Source organism: Rathayibacter sp. AY1A7 (genome assembly GCF_002930845.1).
Classification (GTDB): Bacteria; Actinomycetota; Actinomycetes; order Actinomycetales; family Microbacteriaceae; genus Rathayibacter.
The window spans coordinates 104,581-117,890 of the sequence record NZ_PSTL01000005.1 but is presented as its reverse complement, the minus strand read 5'-3'; the positions used below and the strand labels follow the sequence as shown (position 1 = coordinate 117,890).

The following is a 13,310-nucleotide window of genomic DNA, read 5'->3' as shown; positions in this document are numbered from 1 at the left end:
GTCCCGCTCGGACGCGTCCGGCCCGCCGGATCCGAGGATCCTTGCGGGCCGGAGGCGCTCGTCCCTCCGCGGAGGAGGGCCCGGGCTCAGCGCCGGACGACCACCGGGTTGAACAGCGTGCCGATGCCCTCGACGTCCACCGCGACGGTGTCCCCGTTCGCGATCGGCCCGACGCCGGCGGGCGTCCCGGTGAGGATCACGTCCCCGGGGAGCAACGTGAAGATGCGCGAGACGTAGGCGACGAGCTCGGGCACCCCGTGGATCATGTCGCCGGTGCTGCCCGACTGCTGCACGCGCCCGTTGACGCGCGTCTCGATCGCGCTCTCGTTCCAGACGAACTCGGTCTCGATGACCGGTCCGAGCGGGCAGAAGGTGTCGTAGCCCTTCGCCCGCGCCCACTGGCCGTCGGAGCGCTGGAGGTCGCGTGCGGTGACGTCGTTGGCGATCGTGTACCCGAAGACCACGTCCTCGTAGTCCTCCGCCCGGACGTTGCGGGCCACGGCGCCGATCACGATCGCCAGCTCGCCCTCGAACTCCACCTGCTGGCTGTCCTCGGGGAGGACGATCGCCTCGTCCGGGCCGATGACCGACGTGTTCGGCTTGAGGAACACCAGCGGCTCCGCCGGGGCGTCGCCGCCCATCTCGGCCGCGTGGTCGGCGTAGTTCTTCCCGATGCCGACGATCTTGGAGCGCGGGATCACCGGCGCGAGGAGCTTCGCCTCCGCGATCGGGATGCGCTCCCCCGTGGTGTCGAACCCGGCGAACATCGGGTCGCCGGCGAGCACGACCAGGTCGTCCTCGTCCACGATCCCGAAGTGGATCGCTCCCCCGTTGTCCCCGTCGCGCTGCGTGGCGAATCGTGCGATCTTCATGCGTCCAGCCTCGTCATCCATCCGTGCGTGTCCTCGCGGCGTCCGTACTGGATGCCGGTCAGCTCCTCGCGGAGCGACATCGTGAGCTCCCCGGCGGGCGCGCCCTCGCGGCCGACGGAGAAGCCCTCGCCCTTGAGCTCGGCGATCGGGGTGATCACGGCGGCGGTCCCGCAGGCGAACACCTCGACCACGTCGCCGGAGGCCACTCCGTCGCGCCACTCGTCGATGCTCACGCGGCGCCGCTCGACGCGGTGGCCGCGGTCCTCGGCGAGCTGCAGGACGCTGTCGCGCGTGATGCCCTCGAGGATCGAGTCCGATTCCGGGGTGACCAGCGTGCCGTCCTTCTTCACCAGCACCACGTTCATGCCGCCGAGCTCCTCGATCCACTGCGACTCCTGCGAGTCGAGGAAGAGGACCTGCGCGCAGCCGTGGCTGTAGGCCTCCTGCTGCGGAAGGAGGGAGGAGGCGTAGTTGCCGCCCGTCTTCGCCGCTCCCGTGCCGCCCTTGCCCGCCCGGGCGTAGGAGGTGGAGAGCCAGATCGACACAGGTGCGACCCCGCCCGAGAAGTAGGCGCCGGCGGGGCTGGCGATCACGTAGTAGCCGACGTCCTCGGCCGCGCGCACGCCGAGGAACGCCTCCTGCGCGAACATGAACGGGCGCAGGTAGAGGCTGGTCTCCGGCTCCGAGGGGACCCAGTCGCCGTCGACCGCGATCAGCTGCCGCAGCGACTCGACGAAGAGGTCCGTCGGGAGCTCCGGCAGCGCGAGGCGGCGGGCCGAGCGCTGCAGGCGGCGCGCGTTCGCCTCGGGGCGGAAGGTCCAGACGGAGCCGTCCTCGTGGCGGTAGGCCTTCATCCCCTCGAAGATCTCCTGCGCGTAGTGCAGGACGGCGGCGGCGGGGTCGAGCGCGAGCGGGCCGTAGGGCTCGACGCGGGCGCTGTGCCAGCCGTCCGTGCGGGTCCAGCGGAGGCCGACCATGTGGTCGGTGAAGTGCATGCCGAAGCCGGGGTTCGCGAGGATCCGGGCGCGCTCCTCGGCGGAGCGGGGCGCGGGGGCGGCGGTCACCTCGAAGGCGAGGTCGGCGGGGGCGGAGTCGGTGCTCATCGTGGTGGTGTCCTTCTGCGGGGGATCAGCGGAGGCGGGCGACGACGGAGTCGCCGATCGCGGCCGTGGAGCGCGGGGTGCCGTCGCGCGACTCGATGTCGGCGGTCACGGCCGCGGTGACGCGGGCGGCCTCGTCGCTCCGGCCGAGGTGGTCCAGCAGCATCGCCGCCGAGAGGATCGCGGCGGTCGGGTCGGCGAGCTGCCGTCCGGCGATGTCGGGCGCGGATCCGTGGACCGGCTCGAACATGCTGGGGAACGCGCCGTCGGGGTTGATGTTGCCCGAGGCCGCGAGTCCGATGCCGCCGCTGATCGCGCCGGCCAGATCGGTCAGGATGTCGCCGAAGAGGTTGTCGGTGACGATGACGTCGAACCTAGCAGGGTCGGTCACGAGGAAGATCGTGGCGGCGTCCACGTGGAGGTAGTCGACGGCCACGTCCTCGAAGGCGGCCCCCACCTCGTCGACGATCCGCTTCCAGAGCGAGCCGGAGAAGACGAGGACGTTCGTCTTGTGGACGAGCGTCAGCCGGGAGCGGCGCATGCGGGCGAGCTTGAACGCGTGGCGGACGACGCGCTCGACGCCGTAGGCGGTGTTGACCGACACCTCGTTGGCGACCTCGTGCGGGGTGCCCTGCCGGATCGAGCCGCCGGTGCCGACGTAGGGGCCCTCCGTGCCCTCGCGGACGACCACGAAGTCGACCTCGCCGGGAGCCGCGAGCGGCGAGGGGACGCCCGCGTAGAGACGGGTGGGCCGCAGGTTGACGTAGTGGTCGAGCTCGAAGCGCAGCCGCAGGAGCAGCCCGCGCTCGATGTTCGCGTCCCGGAGGCGCGGGTCGCCCGGTGCTCCGCCGACGGCGCCCAGGAGGATCGCGTCGTGCCCCGCGATCGCCGCGAGGTCCTCGTCGGTGAGGACGTCGCCGGTCTCGAGGTAGCGGGCGGCGCCGAGCGAGAAGGTGGTCGTCTCGAGCACCAGGTCGGAGTCGGCGGTGACGGCGCCGAGGACCTTGACGGCCTCGGCGGTCACCTCGGGCCCGATCCCGTCTCCGGGGATGACGGCGAGCTTCACGGTGCGGGGCATGGCGGTCCTCAGGCGTACGGGGTCGGAGTCCCCCCAGCGTACTCGCGGCCCGCCCGCGCCGCGGTCCGGGGCACGCGCCCCGCCGGGCGGGCGAGGGGCCGCCCGGGAGTCGCTGCGCGTCCCGGGCGGCCTCCCTCGGGAGGAGAGGAGGAGCGTCAGCTCCGGCGGAGGCGCCAGGCGCCGACCGCGGCGGCGGCCAGCACGAGGACGACACCGAGCCAGGCCGACCAGCCGACGCCCGAGTCGAACGCCGCGCTCGCCGACGCGACGAGGCTCGCGGCGGAGTCGGCGGGCAGCTCGCCGGCGACCGAGACGGCGCCGCCGAGGGTCTCCCCGGCCCGCTGCGCCTGCGCGGCGTCGAGGCCCTCGGGCAGCACGACTCCCCCGCGGTACACGGCGGTGAGGACCGTGCCGAGCGTCGCGGTGCCGAGGACCGCGCCGAGCTCGTAGGCGGTCTCGGAGACGGCGGAGGCCGCACCGGCCTTGTCGGCGGGCGCGTTGGCCAGGATCAGCTCGTTCGACACCGTCTCGGCCGCACCGATGCCCAGGCCGAGGAACGCGAAGGCGACGGCGACGGTGAGCGCGGACGCTCCTCCGGGCGCCCCGCTGCCGAGGGCCAGCAGGATGTACCCGACGGCCGAGACCAGCAGTCCGGCCGGGACGACGAGGCGCGGAGCGACGCGGCGCGCGATCGGCACCACGCCGAGCCCGGCCAGGATCATCACGGCGAGGCCCGGCACGAGCACGAGGCCCGCCTCCAGGGGCGAGAGCCCGACCACGAGCTGCAGGTGCTGCGAGAGGAAGAAGAGCCCGCCGACCAGCGCGGTGACGCTGAGGAGGTTGACCACGATCGCCGCACTGAACGAGCCGCGGCGGAAGAGCGAGAGATCGAGCATCGGCGAGGCCCGGCGCTGCTGGCGGCGGACGAACAGAACTCCCGAGACGACGCCCACGACGAGCGCCGCGACGCCGACCGCGTCGATCCCGTGCTCGGCGAAGGACTTCACCGCGTAGACGACCGGCGCCATGGTCGCCAGCGACAGCAGGATGCTGACCACGTCGACCGGGCCGGGCTGCGGGTCGCGCGACTCCGGCACCAGGATCGGCACCAGGACGACCAGCGGGAGCAGCACGGGCACCGCGAGCAGGAACACCGACCCCCAGGGGAAGTGCTCGAGCAGCACGCCGCCGACGAGAGGGCCGATGCCCGAGCCCACGGCGAAGCCGGTCGCCCAGATCGCGATCGCGAGGCGGCGCTGGTCGCGGTCGGGGAAGACGCTGCGCAGGAGCGAGAGCGTCGAGGGCATCAGCATCGCGCCGAAGAAGCCCAGTGCCGCGCGGGCGCCGATGAGCGCCGCGGCGGTGGGAGCGAACGCGGCCACGACCGAGACGGCGGCGAAGCCGACCGCGCCGACCAGCAGGAGGCGCCGCCGCCCGACCCTGTCGCCGAGGCTGCCCATCGCCACCAGCAGGCCCGCGAGCACCAGCGGGTAGGCGTCGACGATCCACAGCAGCTCGGTGCCGGAGGGCCCCAGATCCTCGGCGATCGAGGGGAGCGCGAAGTTCAGCACCGTGTTGTCGACCGAGACCAGCAGCACCGGGAGCATCAGCACCGCGAGCGCCACCCAGGCGCGTCGCCCGACCCGGTCGGCGGCGCCGGCGGTGTCGTGGGTGGAGACGGGAGCGGTGCGCGCGGACACGGGGACGACCTTTCAGAGGAGAACGGAGAGAGTATACCGTCCAGCCGGTACAGTCGCCACTGATCCGCCGTAGGATGGTCGCCGTGCCTCCTGCCCCCGCCCGCGACCGCGTCCTCGACGCGTTCGAGCAGCTCCTCATCGAGCAGGGCGAGCGCGCCGCGACCCTCGACGCCGTCGCCCGCGAGGCCGGAGTCTCCAAGGGCGGGCTGCTCTACCACTTCCCCTCGAAGGACGCCCTCGTCGACGGGCTCCTGCAGCGCCTCGACGCGCGGCGGGAGGCGGACGCCGCGCAGAGCCTCGCTGCTCCCGAGGGCGTGGTCGCCTACCTGCTGCGCACCTCCTTCGCCGCCGACTCGGCCTTCGACCGCACGATCCTCGCCGTGTCGCGCATCGCGCAAGGGCACGACGAGCGCGCCAGCGGGGGCCTCGCGCGGATCCACGACAGCTGGAACGAGGTGGTCGCCGACGCCGTGGGCGACCCGCTCGTCGCCCGGGCGATCGTCCTGATGAGCGACGGGCTCTACTACAACTCCGCCCTGCTCCCCACGGGCTCGCCGTCGCGCGGCGAGGCCGAGGACGTCCTCGCGGTCGTCCAGCGCCTCCTCGGGAGCTGAGCCGCGCCGCCCCGGCGGACCCGCTACAGCTCGACGACGCCGTCGATCAGGGTCACCGTCGCGCCGCCGATCCAGATCGCGCCGTCCGTGCTCTCGACGCGCACGCGCCCGGCTCGGCCCAACGCCGCCCCCTGAGCGGCCGTGTAGCGCTCGGGCAGCACGCCGCTGCCGATCAGCCACTGGGCGATCCCCGCGTTGAGGCTCCCCGTCACCGGGTCCTCGGACACACCGGCGTCGGGGATGAACGCCCGCACCTCGACCGCGCACTCGCCTCCCGCCGGATGCTCGCCCACGACGCCGACGGGGAGCCCGGCGAGGAGAGCCTGGTCCGGCCGCAGCGCGAGGACCTGCTCCGCCGACGCGAGCCGCACGGCCAGCCAGCCGGGACCGTTGTCGACCCACTCGTGGTAGAGGATCTCCGCGCGCGGGATCCGCAGAGCCGCAGCCACCCGCTCGAGCGTCGCCTCGTCGACCGGTCCGGTCCGCCGGCGGGGCGGGGCGGCGAAGGCGATGCCCTCCTCCGTCACCCTCAGCCGGACGAGACCCGCGGCGCACTCCTGCACGAGCTCCCCCGCCGCGCGGGCCGTCCCTCCGGCCGCGAGCCAGGCGTGCGCGCTCCCGAGGGTCGGGTGCCCGGCGAAGGGCAGCTCCCCGCCCGGCGTGAAGATCCGCAGCCGGTAGTCGGCCGCGGGGTCGCTCGGGCGGAGGAGGAAGGTCGTCTCGGAGAGGTTCGTCCAGCGCGCGAACTCCGCCATCGCGGCGTCGCCCACGCCGTCGCCGTCGACGACGACCGCCACCGGGTTGCCCCGGAACGGCGCGGCGCCGAAGACGTCGACCTGAGCGAACCGCCGCGTGCTCACTGCTCGGTGATGTCGATCTCCTGCATGAGGTCGGCGTCGATCGCGACGCGGACCTTCTCGAGCAGGCCGTCGGGGGCGGGGGAGTCGATGGTGATCACCGAGAGCGCCTTGCCGCCCGCCTCGGTGCGCGCGATCTGCATGCCCGCGATGTTGACCGCGGCGTCGCCGAACTCACGGCCGTAGACCGCGACGATCCCGGGGCGGTCGACGTAGCTCATGACGACGAGGTGCTTCGCGAGGGGGACCTCGACGTCGTAGCCGTTGATCGCCACGATCTTCTCGACCTGCTTGGTGCCGGTCAGCGTGCCCGAGACCGAGATCTGCGAGCCGTCCGAGAGCGCGCCGCGCAGCGTGATCACGTTGCGGTACTCGTCCGAGACCGGCTCCGTGATCAGGCGCACCTCGATGCCGCGCTGCTCCGCGAGCACCGGCGCGTTGACGTAGGACACCGTCTCCGAGACCACGTTGGTGAACACGCCCTTGAGAGCCGCCAGCTTGAGGACCTTCACGTCGTAGCCGGCGAGCTCGCCGCGCACCTCGACGTCGATGGAGGTGACCGGCGAGTCCGCGAGGCCCGAGAAGACCTGGCCGAGCTTCTCGACCAGCGGGATGCCGGGGCGCACGTACTCGTCGATCACGCCGCCGGCGACGTTCACGGCGTCCGGCACGAGCTCGCCCGAGAGCGCGAGGCGCACCGAGCGGGCGACCGAGACGCCGGCCTTCTCCTGCGCCTCGTCGGTCGAGGCCCCGAGGTGCGGAGTGACGACCACGTTCTCGAGGGCGAGCAGCGGCGATCCGGTCGGCGGCTCCTTCACGAACACGTCGAGTCCGGCGCCCGCGATGGTCTTCGCGACGAGCGCGCGGTGCAGCGCGTCCTCGTCGATGAGGCCGCCGCGGGCCACGTTCACGATGAACGCCGACGGCTTCATCAGCGCCAGCTGATCGTCCGAGATCATGCCCGTCGTCTCGGGGGTCCTCGGCATGTGGATCGTGATGAAGTCGCTCTCGGCCAGCAGCTCCTCCAGGGAGAGGAGCGTGACGCCGAGCTGCTGCGCGCGGGCGCTGGTCACGTAGGGGTCGTAGGCGACGACGTTCACACCGAAGGCCTGCAGGCGCGCGGTGATCAGCGCGCCGATGCGGCCGAGGCCGATGATGCCGACGGTCTTCTCGTAGAGCTCGACGCCCGTGTACTTCGAGCGCTTCCAGAGGCCCTGCGCGAGCGCGCTGTGCGCGGCGGGGATGTGGCGGGCGAGGCTCAGGATGTGGCCGACGGTGAGCTCGGCGGCCGAGATGATGTTCGAGGTCGGCGCGTTCACGACCATGACGCCCGCGGCGGTCGCGGCGGTGATGTCGACGTTGTCCAGACCCACACCGGCGCGGGCGATCACCTGGAGCGAGGGGGCCGCGGCGATCGCCTCCGCGTCGACCTGCGTCGCGGAGCGCACGAGGATCGCGTGCGCCGTGGCGAGGGCCTCGAGCAGCGCCGGGCGGTCGGTGCCGTCCACGGAGCGGATCTCGAAGTCGGGACCGAGCGCGTCCACGGTGGCGGGCGAGAGTTCTTCGGCGATCAGGACGACCGGCTTTGTCACGAGAGGCGCTTCCTTCGGAGAGGGGACGGAGCGGGCACCGAGGCGGGGGCGTCGGCAGCCCCCCGACACTGTAGCGGAGGGGTGCGCGCGCCCCGCGCCGTGTGACGCCGCCGGTCAGCTCAGCGAGACCAGGCTCTCGACGCCGAGGACGAGCTGCACGTCGAGCGAGAGCGCCGCCGAGAGGCAGAGGGCCGCCGCGAGCAGTCCGACGCGCGCCGGGAGCCCCCGGCGGCGCCCGAGCAGGACGGCGGCGACGAAGCAGGCGACCGGCAGCACCGGGCCGAGCAGGAGCACCGCCCAGCCCGTCGGATTCAGATCGGTGCCGAGGGAGGCCGCGTAGCTGCGCAGGCCGATCAGGTTGCCGACCGCCTCCCAGACGTCCCAGGCGAAGAAGAGCGCGAACACCACGGCGGCGAGGACGGAGGCGGCCAGGCGCCGGCCGGGCCGGTCGCGCCGGCCGGTCCCGCCGAGGGTGGCCCGGGTCGAGTCGGTCATCAGGCCCCCTTCAGGAACGGCAGCGGAGCGAGGAGGACTAGTCCGGCGACCAGCCAGAGCACGCGGGTGCGCACCCGGGAGTCGCGGGTGGCGAGGAGCACCACGGCGAACCACACCGGCGGCGCCAGGACCGCCAGCCAGAGCCCGAGCGAGTAGAGGGCGCCGCCGAGCGCATCGCCCGCGAAGCCGGCCGCGGCGACCGGGGACTGCCGCGTCGCCGTGATCGCCCAGGCGATGGCGTACAGGAGGTAGAGGCCGGCCGCGATGCCCGCGGCGATCAGCAGAGCGGACGAGGATGCGGCCTCGTCGGCGGGGTCCTCGACCTCGGGGTCGTCGTCGTCCGAGCCGTCGTCCGCCGGGTCCGCCCCCGCGTCCGTGCGGGGCGTCCGGCGCACGCGCGCGGTCCCCGCGGCGAGCGTCGGGTCCGAGCCCTCACCCGCCCACTCCAGGGCCTCGTCGTCGGCGTCGTCCTCCGGGCCGGCGTCCGGCCCGCGGTCCACCGGCGGGGTCGCCGCGTCGTCGTCCTCCGGGGAGCGGCCCGGTCCACCATCGATCACCGCAACACCCTAGCCGCGCGCACCTCGCAGGAGGCTCGGAGCCCGCCGCCGCCTCCCCGACACCCGGCGGACACCCCGCGTCCTCCCCCGGGGGCGAGGCTGAGCGGATGGACGACCGCCGCCGCCGCTTCGTCGCCCTCGGCGACTCCTTCACGGAGGGGGTCGGCGACCCGCACCCGCGCCTGCCGAACGGGGTGCGCGGCTGGGCCGACCGCGTCGCCGAGCGCCTGGCGAAGGCCGAGCCGGGCTGGGAGTATGCGAACCTCGCCGTCCGCTCGAAGCGCCTCGCCCAGATCACCGAGGACCAGCTCGCGCCCGCCCTCGCGCTCCGCCCCACTCTGATCACGCTGTACGCCGGCGGCAACGACATCCTCGACCTCGGCACCGACACCGTCGATCTGATCACCCGCTACGAGGCGCTCGTCGACGCGCTCGCGACCACCGGCGCCTCCCTCGTGCTCTTCACCGGCGTCGACATCCCGGGACTGCCCGCCCCGCGGATGTTCCTGCGCCGCAACCACCTCTACAACAGCGCCGTCCGCCGGATCGCCCGCGAGCGGGGCGCGATCCTCGTCGACTACTGGGCGATGCGGGAGTTCCACTCCCCCGTGCTCTGGTCGCCCGACCGGATGCACCTCTCCAAGCGCGGCCACCGCGTCCTGGCCGGCCGCGTGCTCGACACGCTCGGCGTGCCGCACACGATCTCGACCGGGCCCTGGGACGCTCCCGAGCCGCTCCGCCTCCGCGCGCGGCTGCGCGAGCAGCGCCGCTGGGCGGCCGACTGGGTCCTCCCCCTCGTCGGCCGCAAGCTGCGCCGGGTGACGCTCGGCGACCACCTCTCGCCCCGGTGGCCGGACCCCGTCCTCGTCCCGCCGAAGGGCGGTCTCCGCCGTCTCGTCCGCGAGCTCGAGCGGTAGTCGCGCCCCGGACGCGGAGGAGCCCCTGCCCGGCGAGGGGATCCCGGTGGACGGGTCCCTCGTCGGGCCGGGGCTCCCCCGGTCGACGCGGTGCGACTAGCGCGCGACGCTGCCGTCGGTGTAGTCCTCGTCGGTCTGCTTCCAGGCGAAGAGCTTGCGCAGCTCGCGGCCGGTCTCCTCGATCGGGTGCTTCTCGCCCTTGGCGCGCAGCTCCTGGAACTCGGGTCCGCCCGCGTCCTGGTCGCCGATGAAGCGCTTCGCGAAGGCGCCGCTCTGGATGTCGCCGAGGACGGCCTTCATGTTCTCCTTCACGCGCGGGTCGATGACGCGCGGGCCGGAGACGTAGTCGCCGTACTCGGCGGTGTCGGAGACGCTCCAGCGCTGCTTGGCGATGCCGCCCTCCCACATGAGGTCGACGATGAGCTTGAGCTCGTGCAGCACCTCGAAGTAGGCGATCTCGGGCTGGTAGCCGGCCTCGACGAGGGTCTCGAAGCCGTACTGGACGAGCTGCGAGGTGCCGCCGCAGAGCACGGCCTGCTCGCCGAACAGGTCGGTCTCGGTCTCCTCGGTGAAGGTGGTCTTGATGACGCCGGCGCGGGTGCCGCCGATGGCCTTCGCGTAGGACTTCGCGGTCTCCCAGGCGGTGCCGGTCGCGTCGTTCTCGACGGCGATGATGTCCGGGATGCCGCGGCCGGCGACGAACTCGCGGCGCACGGTGTGGCCGGGGGCCTTCGGCGCGATGAGGATGACGTCGACGCCCGCGGGCGCCTCGATGTAGCCGAAGCGGATGTTGAAGCCGTGCGCGAAGGCGAGGGTCTTGCCCTCGGTCAGCGCGGAGGCGATCTGCTCGCTGTAGATCGCGCGCTGGTGCTGGTCCGGCGCGAGGATCATGATCAGGTCGGCCCAGGCCGCGGCGTCGGCGACGCTCTTGACCTCGAAGCCGTCGTCCTCGGCCTTGGCGGTCGACTTCGACCCCTCCTTCAGCGCGATGACGACCTGGACGCCGGAGTCGCGGAGGTTCTGCGCGTGCGCGTGGCCCTGCGAGCCGTAGCCGACGATCGCGACCTTCTTGGACTGGATGATGGAGAGGTCGGCGTCGGCGTCGTAGATGAGCTCGGTCACGTGGTGAGTCCTTTTCTGTAGTGGAGAGTTCGCGGTCAGTTCTTGAAGACGCGCTCGGTGATCGACTTGGAGCCGCGCCCGATGGCGAGCAGGCCCGACTGCGCGATCTCCTTGATGCCGTAGGGCTCGATCACCCGCAGGAACGCGTTGGTCTTGCCGGTGTCGCCGGTGACCTCGATCACCAGGGCGTCCGTCGCGACGTCGACCACGCGGGCGCGGAAGAGCGTGACGGCCTCGAGCACCTGCGAGCGCGTGACGTTGTCGACGCGGACCTTGACGAGCAGGTGCTCGCGCTGGACCGACTGGTCGGTGTCGAGCTCGACGATCTTGATCACGTTGACGAGCTTGTTGAGCTGCTTCGTGACCTGCTCGAGCGGCAGGTCCTCGACGTCCACGGCGACCGTGATGCGCGAGAGCCCGGCCAGCTCGGTCGGACCGACCGCCAGCGACTCGATGTTGAAGCCGCGGCGGGCGAACAGCCCGGCGACACGGGTGAGCAGTCCCGGCTTGTCCTCGACGAGCAGGGAGAGAACGTGGTGCGTCATGCGGGTCTACTCCTCGTCGTCCCAGGTCGGGCTGTGGTCTCGGGCGTACTGGACGTAGCTGTTGGAGACGCCCTGCGGAACCATCGGCCAGACCATGGAGTCGCGGCTGACGACGAAGTCGATCACCACGGGCCGGTCGTTGGTGGCGATGGCGAGGCGGATGGCGTCGTCGATCTCCTCCGGCTTCGTGACGCGGATGCCGAGCGCGCCGTAGGCGTCGGCGAGCTTCACGAAGTCGGGCACCCGGACGGTGTCGTGACCCGTGTTGAGGTCGGTGTTGGAGTAGCGGCCCTCGTAGAACAGGGTCTGCCACTGGCGCACCATGCCGAGCGAGGAGTTGTTGATCACCGCGACCTTGATCGGGATGTCGTTGATCGTGCAGGTGGCGAGCTCCTGATTGGTCATCTGGAAGCAGCCGTCGCCGTCGATCGCCCACACGGTGCGCTCGGGCTCGCCGACCTTGGCGCCCATCGCCGCGGGCACGGAGTAGCCCATGGTGCCGGCGCCGCCGGAGTTCAGCCACGAGTTGGGGCGCTCGTACTTGATGAACTGCGCCGCCCACATCTGGTGCTGGCCGACGCCGGAGGCGAAGACGCCCTCGGGGCCGGTGATCTCGCCGATGCGCTTGATGACGTACTGCGGCGAGAGCAGGCCGTCGTTCGGCTCGGTGTAGCCGAGCGGGAACTCCGTCTGCAGGCCCTTGAGGTAGCTCCACCACTCGGAGGTGTCGGCACGGCCGTCGGCGGAGGCCTTGGCGAACGCGTCGGTGAGGTCCGGGAGGACGTCCTTCAGGTCGCCCACGATCGGCACGTCGGCGGTGCGGATCTTGGAGATCTCGGCCGGGTCGATGTCGACGTGCACGACCTTGGCGTGGGGCGCGAAGAGCGCCGCCTTGCCGGTCACGCGGTCGTCGAAGCGCGAGCCCAGCGCGAGGATCAGGTCCGCCTCCTGCAGCGCGAGCACCGCGGGGACGGTGCCGTGCATGCCGGGCATGCCCAGGTGCTGCTCGTGCGAGTCCGGGAACGCTCCGCGCGCCATCAGCGTGGTCACCACGGGGGCGCCGCAGGCCTCGGCGAACGCCTTCAGCTCGACGGCCGCGCGGGCGCGGATGATGCCGCCGCCCACGTAGAGCACCGGCTTCCGCGACTCGACCAGCAGCTGGGCCGCGGCCTGGATCTGCTTGCCGTGGGCCTTCGTGACCGGACGGTAGCCGGGCAGGTCGATCTTCGGCGGCCAGAGGAACGGCGCCTGGTCCTGCTGCGCGTCCTTCGTGATGTCGACCAGCACGGGGCCGGGGCGGCCGGTGGTGGCGATCAGCGCGGCGGAGGCGAGGGCCGAGGGGATGTCCTCGGGGCGCGTCACGAGGATGGAGTGCTTCGTGATCGGCATCGTGATGCCGACGATGTCCGCCTCCTGGAACGCGTCGGTCCCCATGAGCGTCGAGAACACCTGGCCGGTGATCGCGAGCATCGGGACGGAGTCCATGTAGGCGTCCGCGATCGCGGTGACCAGGTTGGTCGCTCCGGGGCCCGAGGTCGCGATGCAGACGCCGAGCCTGCCGGTCGCCGAGGCGTAGCCCTCGGCGGCGTGGCCGGCGCCCTGCTCGTGACGGACCAGGATGTGCCGGATCTTCGAGGAGTCCATCAGCGGGTCGTAGACCGGGAGGATCGCGCCGCCGGGCAGGCCGAAGACGTCCTCGATCCCGAGCATCTCGAGCGAGCGGACGACCGCCTGCGCTCCGGTGAGGACCTCGGCCGCGGGGGCGGCCCCGGGAGCGTGGGCGGGTCGGGGTGGCTGGGGCGTCGGTGCGGGCTGCACGGCGGACGGATCCGGAGTCATGCGGGTGTCGATTCCTTCAGGA

Annotated in this window: 13 protein-coding genes; 2 read left to right on the top strand and 11 right to left on the bottom strand. The window is 72.6% G+C overall.

Translation table 11 applies throughout. From position 1 onward, the window contains the following. Positions 1 to 86: 86 nt before the first annotated feature. The 4 genes from C5B95_RS06530 to C5B95_RS06515 form a co-directional block, all read right to left on the bottom strand. Positions 87 to 872, bottom strand: coding sequence for a fumarylacetoacetate hydrolase family protein (locus tag C5B95_RS06530; protein WP_104247446.1), 786 nt, complete (start codon positions 870 to 872; stop codon positions 87 to 89). Beyond that, a complete protein-coding gene (locus C5B95_RS06525; protein ID WP_104226252.1) occupies positions 869 to 1,975 on the bottom strand; it encodes a branched-chain amino acid aminotransferase in 1,107 nt (368 codons plus the stop codon). The genes C5B95_RS06530 and C5B95_RS06525 overlap by 4 nt, the downstream gene beginning before the upstream one ends. Positions 1,976 to 2,000: 25 nt before the next feature. Then, positions 2,001 to 3,050: a 3-isopropylmalate dehydrogenase gene (locus tag C5B95_RS06520; RefSeq protein WP_104348747.1), complete on the bottom strand. Its 1,050-nt coding sequence runs from the start codon at positions 3,048 to 3,050 to the stop codon at positions 2,001 to 2,003. A 155-nt stretch (positions 3,051 to 3,205) separates the two neighbouring features. Then, a complete protein-coding gene (locus C5B95_RS06515) occupies positions 3,206 to 4,750 on the bottom strand; it encodes an MFS transporter (protein ID WP_258059394.1) in 1,545 nt (514 codons plus the stop codon). A 74-nt stretch (positions 4,751 to 4,824) separates the two neighbouring features. Here C5B95_RS06515 and C5B95_RS06510 point away from each other — a divergent pair, with 74 nt between their 5' ends. Next, on the top strand, positions 4,825 to 5,364 hold the full coding sequence (locus C5B95_RS06510; RefSeq protein ID WP_219812272.1) for a TetR/AcrR family transcriptional regulator: 540 nt from the start codon (positions 4,825 to 4,827) through the stop codon (positions 5,362 to 5,364). A gap of 23 nt (positions 5,365 to 5,387) precedes the next feature. Here the strand turns inward: C5B95_RS06510 and C5B95_RS06505 are convergent, their stop codons facing one another. The 4 genes from C5B95_RS06505 to C5B95_RS06490 all read right to left on the bottom strand — a co-directional run bounded on the left by C5B95_RS06505 (position 5,388) and on the right by C5B95_RS06490 (position 8,865). Beyond that, positions 5,388 to 6,224, bottom strand: a complete 837-nt coding sequence (locus C5B95_RS06505; RefSeq protein WP_104348746.1) for a PhzF family phenazine biosynthesis protein — start codon at positions 6,222 to 6,224, stop codon at positions 5,388 to 5,390. After that, entirely contained in the window at positions 6,221 to 7,813 is a 1,593-nt protein-coding gene (serA, locus tag C5B95_RS06500; protein ID WP_104223535.1) for a phosphoglycerate dehydrogenase, read from the bottom strand. The genes C5B95_RS06505 and serA overlap by 4 nt, the downstream gene beginning before the upstream one ends. A gap of 114 nt (positions 7,814 to 7,927) precedes the next feature. Then, positions 7,928 to 8,308 (bottom strand): hypothetical protein, encoded by a 381-nt coding sequence (locus tag C5B95_RS17060; RefSeq protein WP_146076497.1) that lies wholly within the window; start codon positions 8,306 to 8,308, stop codon positions 7,928 to 7,930. Further along, a complete protein-coding gene (locus C5B95_RS06490; RefSeq protein WP_104348745.1) occupies positions 8,308 to 8,865 on the bottom strand; it encodes a hypothetical protein in 558 nt (185 codons plus the stop codon). Before C5B95_RS06490 ends, C5B95_RS17060 begins: the two co-directional genes overlap by 1 nt. Positions 8,866 to 8,972: 107 nt before the next feature. On the opposite strand from C5B95_RS06490, the gene C5B95_RS06485 reads away from it, so the two are divergent. Next, positions 8,973 to 9,782: an SGNH/GDSL hydrolase family protein gene (locus C5B95_RS06485; protein ID WP_104223538.1), complete on the top strand. Its 810-nt coding sequence runs from the start codon at positions 8,973 to 8,975 to the stop codon at positions 9,780 to 9,782. A gap of 96 nt (positions 9,783 to 9,878) precedes the next feature. On the opposite strand, the gene ilvC is transcribed toward C5B95_RS06485, so the two are convergent. The 3 genes from ilvC to C5B95_RS06470 are packed head-to-tail and all read right to left on the bottom strand — an operon-like array spanning position 9,879 to position 13,288. Further along, positions 9,879 to 10,904 (bottom strand): ketol-acid reductoisomerase, encoded by a 1,026-nt coding sequence (gene ilvC / locus C5B95_RS06480; protein ID WP_104223539.1) that lies wholly within the window; start codon positions 10,902 to 10,904, stop codon positions 9,879 to 9,881. 35 nt (positions 10,905 to 10,939) lie between these two features. After that, positions 10,940 to 11,449: an acetolactate synthase small subunit gene (gene ilvN / locus C5B95_RS06475; protein ID WP_104223540.1), complete on the bottom strand. Its 510-nt coding sequence runs from the start codon at positions 11,447 to 11,449 to the stop codon at positions 10,940 to 10,942. A 6-nt stretch (positions 11,450 to 11,455) separates the two neighbouring features. Then, entirely contained in the window at positions 11,456 to 13,288 is a 1,833-nt protein-coding gene (locus tag C5B95_RS06470; RefSeq protein ID WP_104317111.1) for an acetolactate synthase large subunit, read from the bottom strand. Between the last annotated feature and the right edge of the window lie 22 nt (positions 13,289 to 13,310).

Excerpts from the sequence above, each read along its gene's own strand:
- C5B95_RS06530 (WP_104247446.1), bottom strand. The coding sequence starts at position 872 with ATGAAGATCGCACGATTCGCCACGCAGCGCGACGGGGACAACGGGGGA.
- C5B95_RS06525 (WP_104226252.1), bottom strand. The coding sequence starts at position 1,975 with ATGAGCACCGACTCCGCCCCCGCCGACCTCGCCTTCGAGGTGACCGCC.
- C5B95_RS06520 (WP_104348747.1), bottom strand. The coding sequence starts at position 3,050 with ATGCCCCGCACCGTGAAGCTCGCCGTCATCCCCGGAGACGGGATCGGG.
- C5B95_RS06510 (WP_219812272.1), top strand. The coding sequence starts at position 4,825 with ATGGTCGCCGTGCCTCCTGCCCCCGCCCGCGACCGCGTCCTCGACGCG.
- C5B95_RS17060 (WP_146076497.1), bottom strand. The coding sequence starts at position 8,308 with ATGACCGACTCGACCCGGGCCACCCTCGGCGGGACCGGCCGGCGCGAC.
- C5B95_RS06485 (WP_104223538.1), top strand. The coding sequence starts at position 8,973 with ATGGACGACCGCCGCCGCCGCTTCGTCGCCCTCGGCGACTCCTTCACG.
- ilvN (WP_104223540.1), bottom strand. The coding sequence starts at position 11,449 with ATGACGCACCACGTTCTCTCCCTGCTCGTCGAGGACAAGCCGGGACTG.
- C5B95_RS06470 (WP_104317111.1), bottom strand. The coding sequence starts at position 13,288 with ATGACTCCGGATCCGTCCGCCGTGCAGCCCGCACCGACGCCCCAGCCA.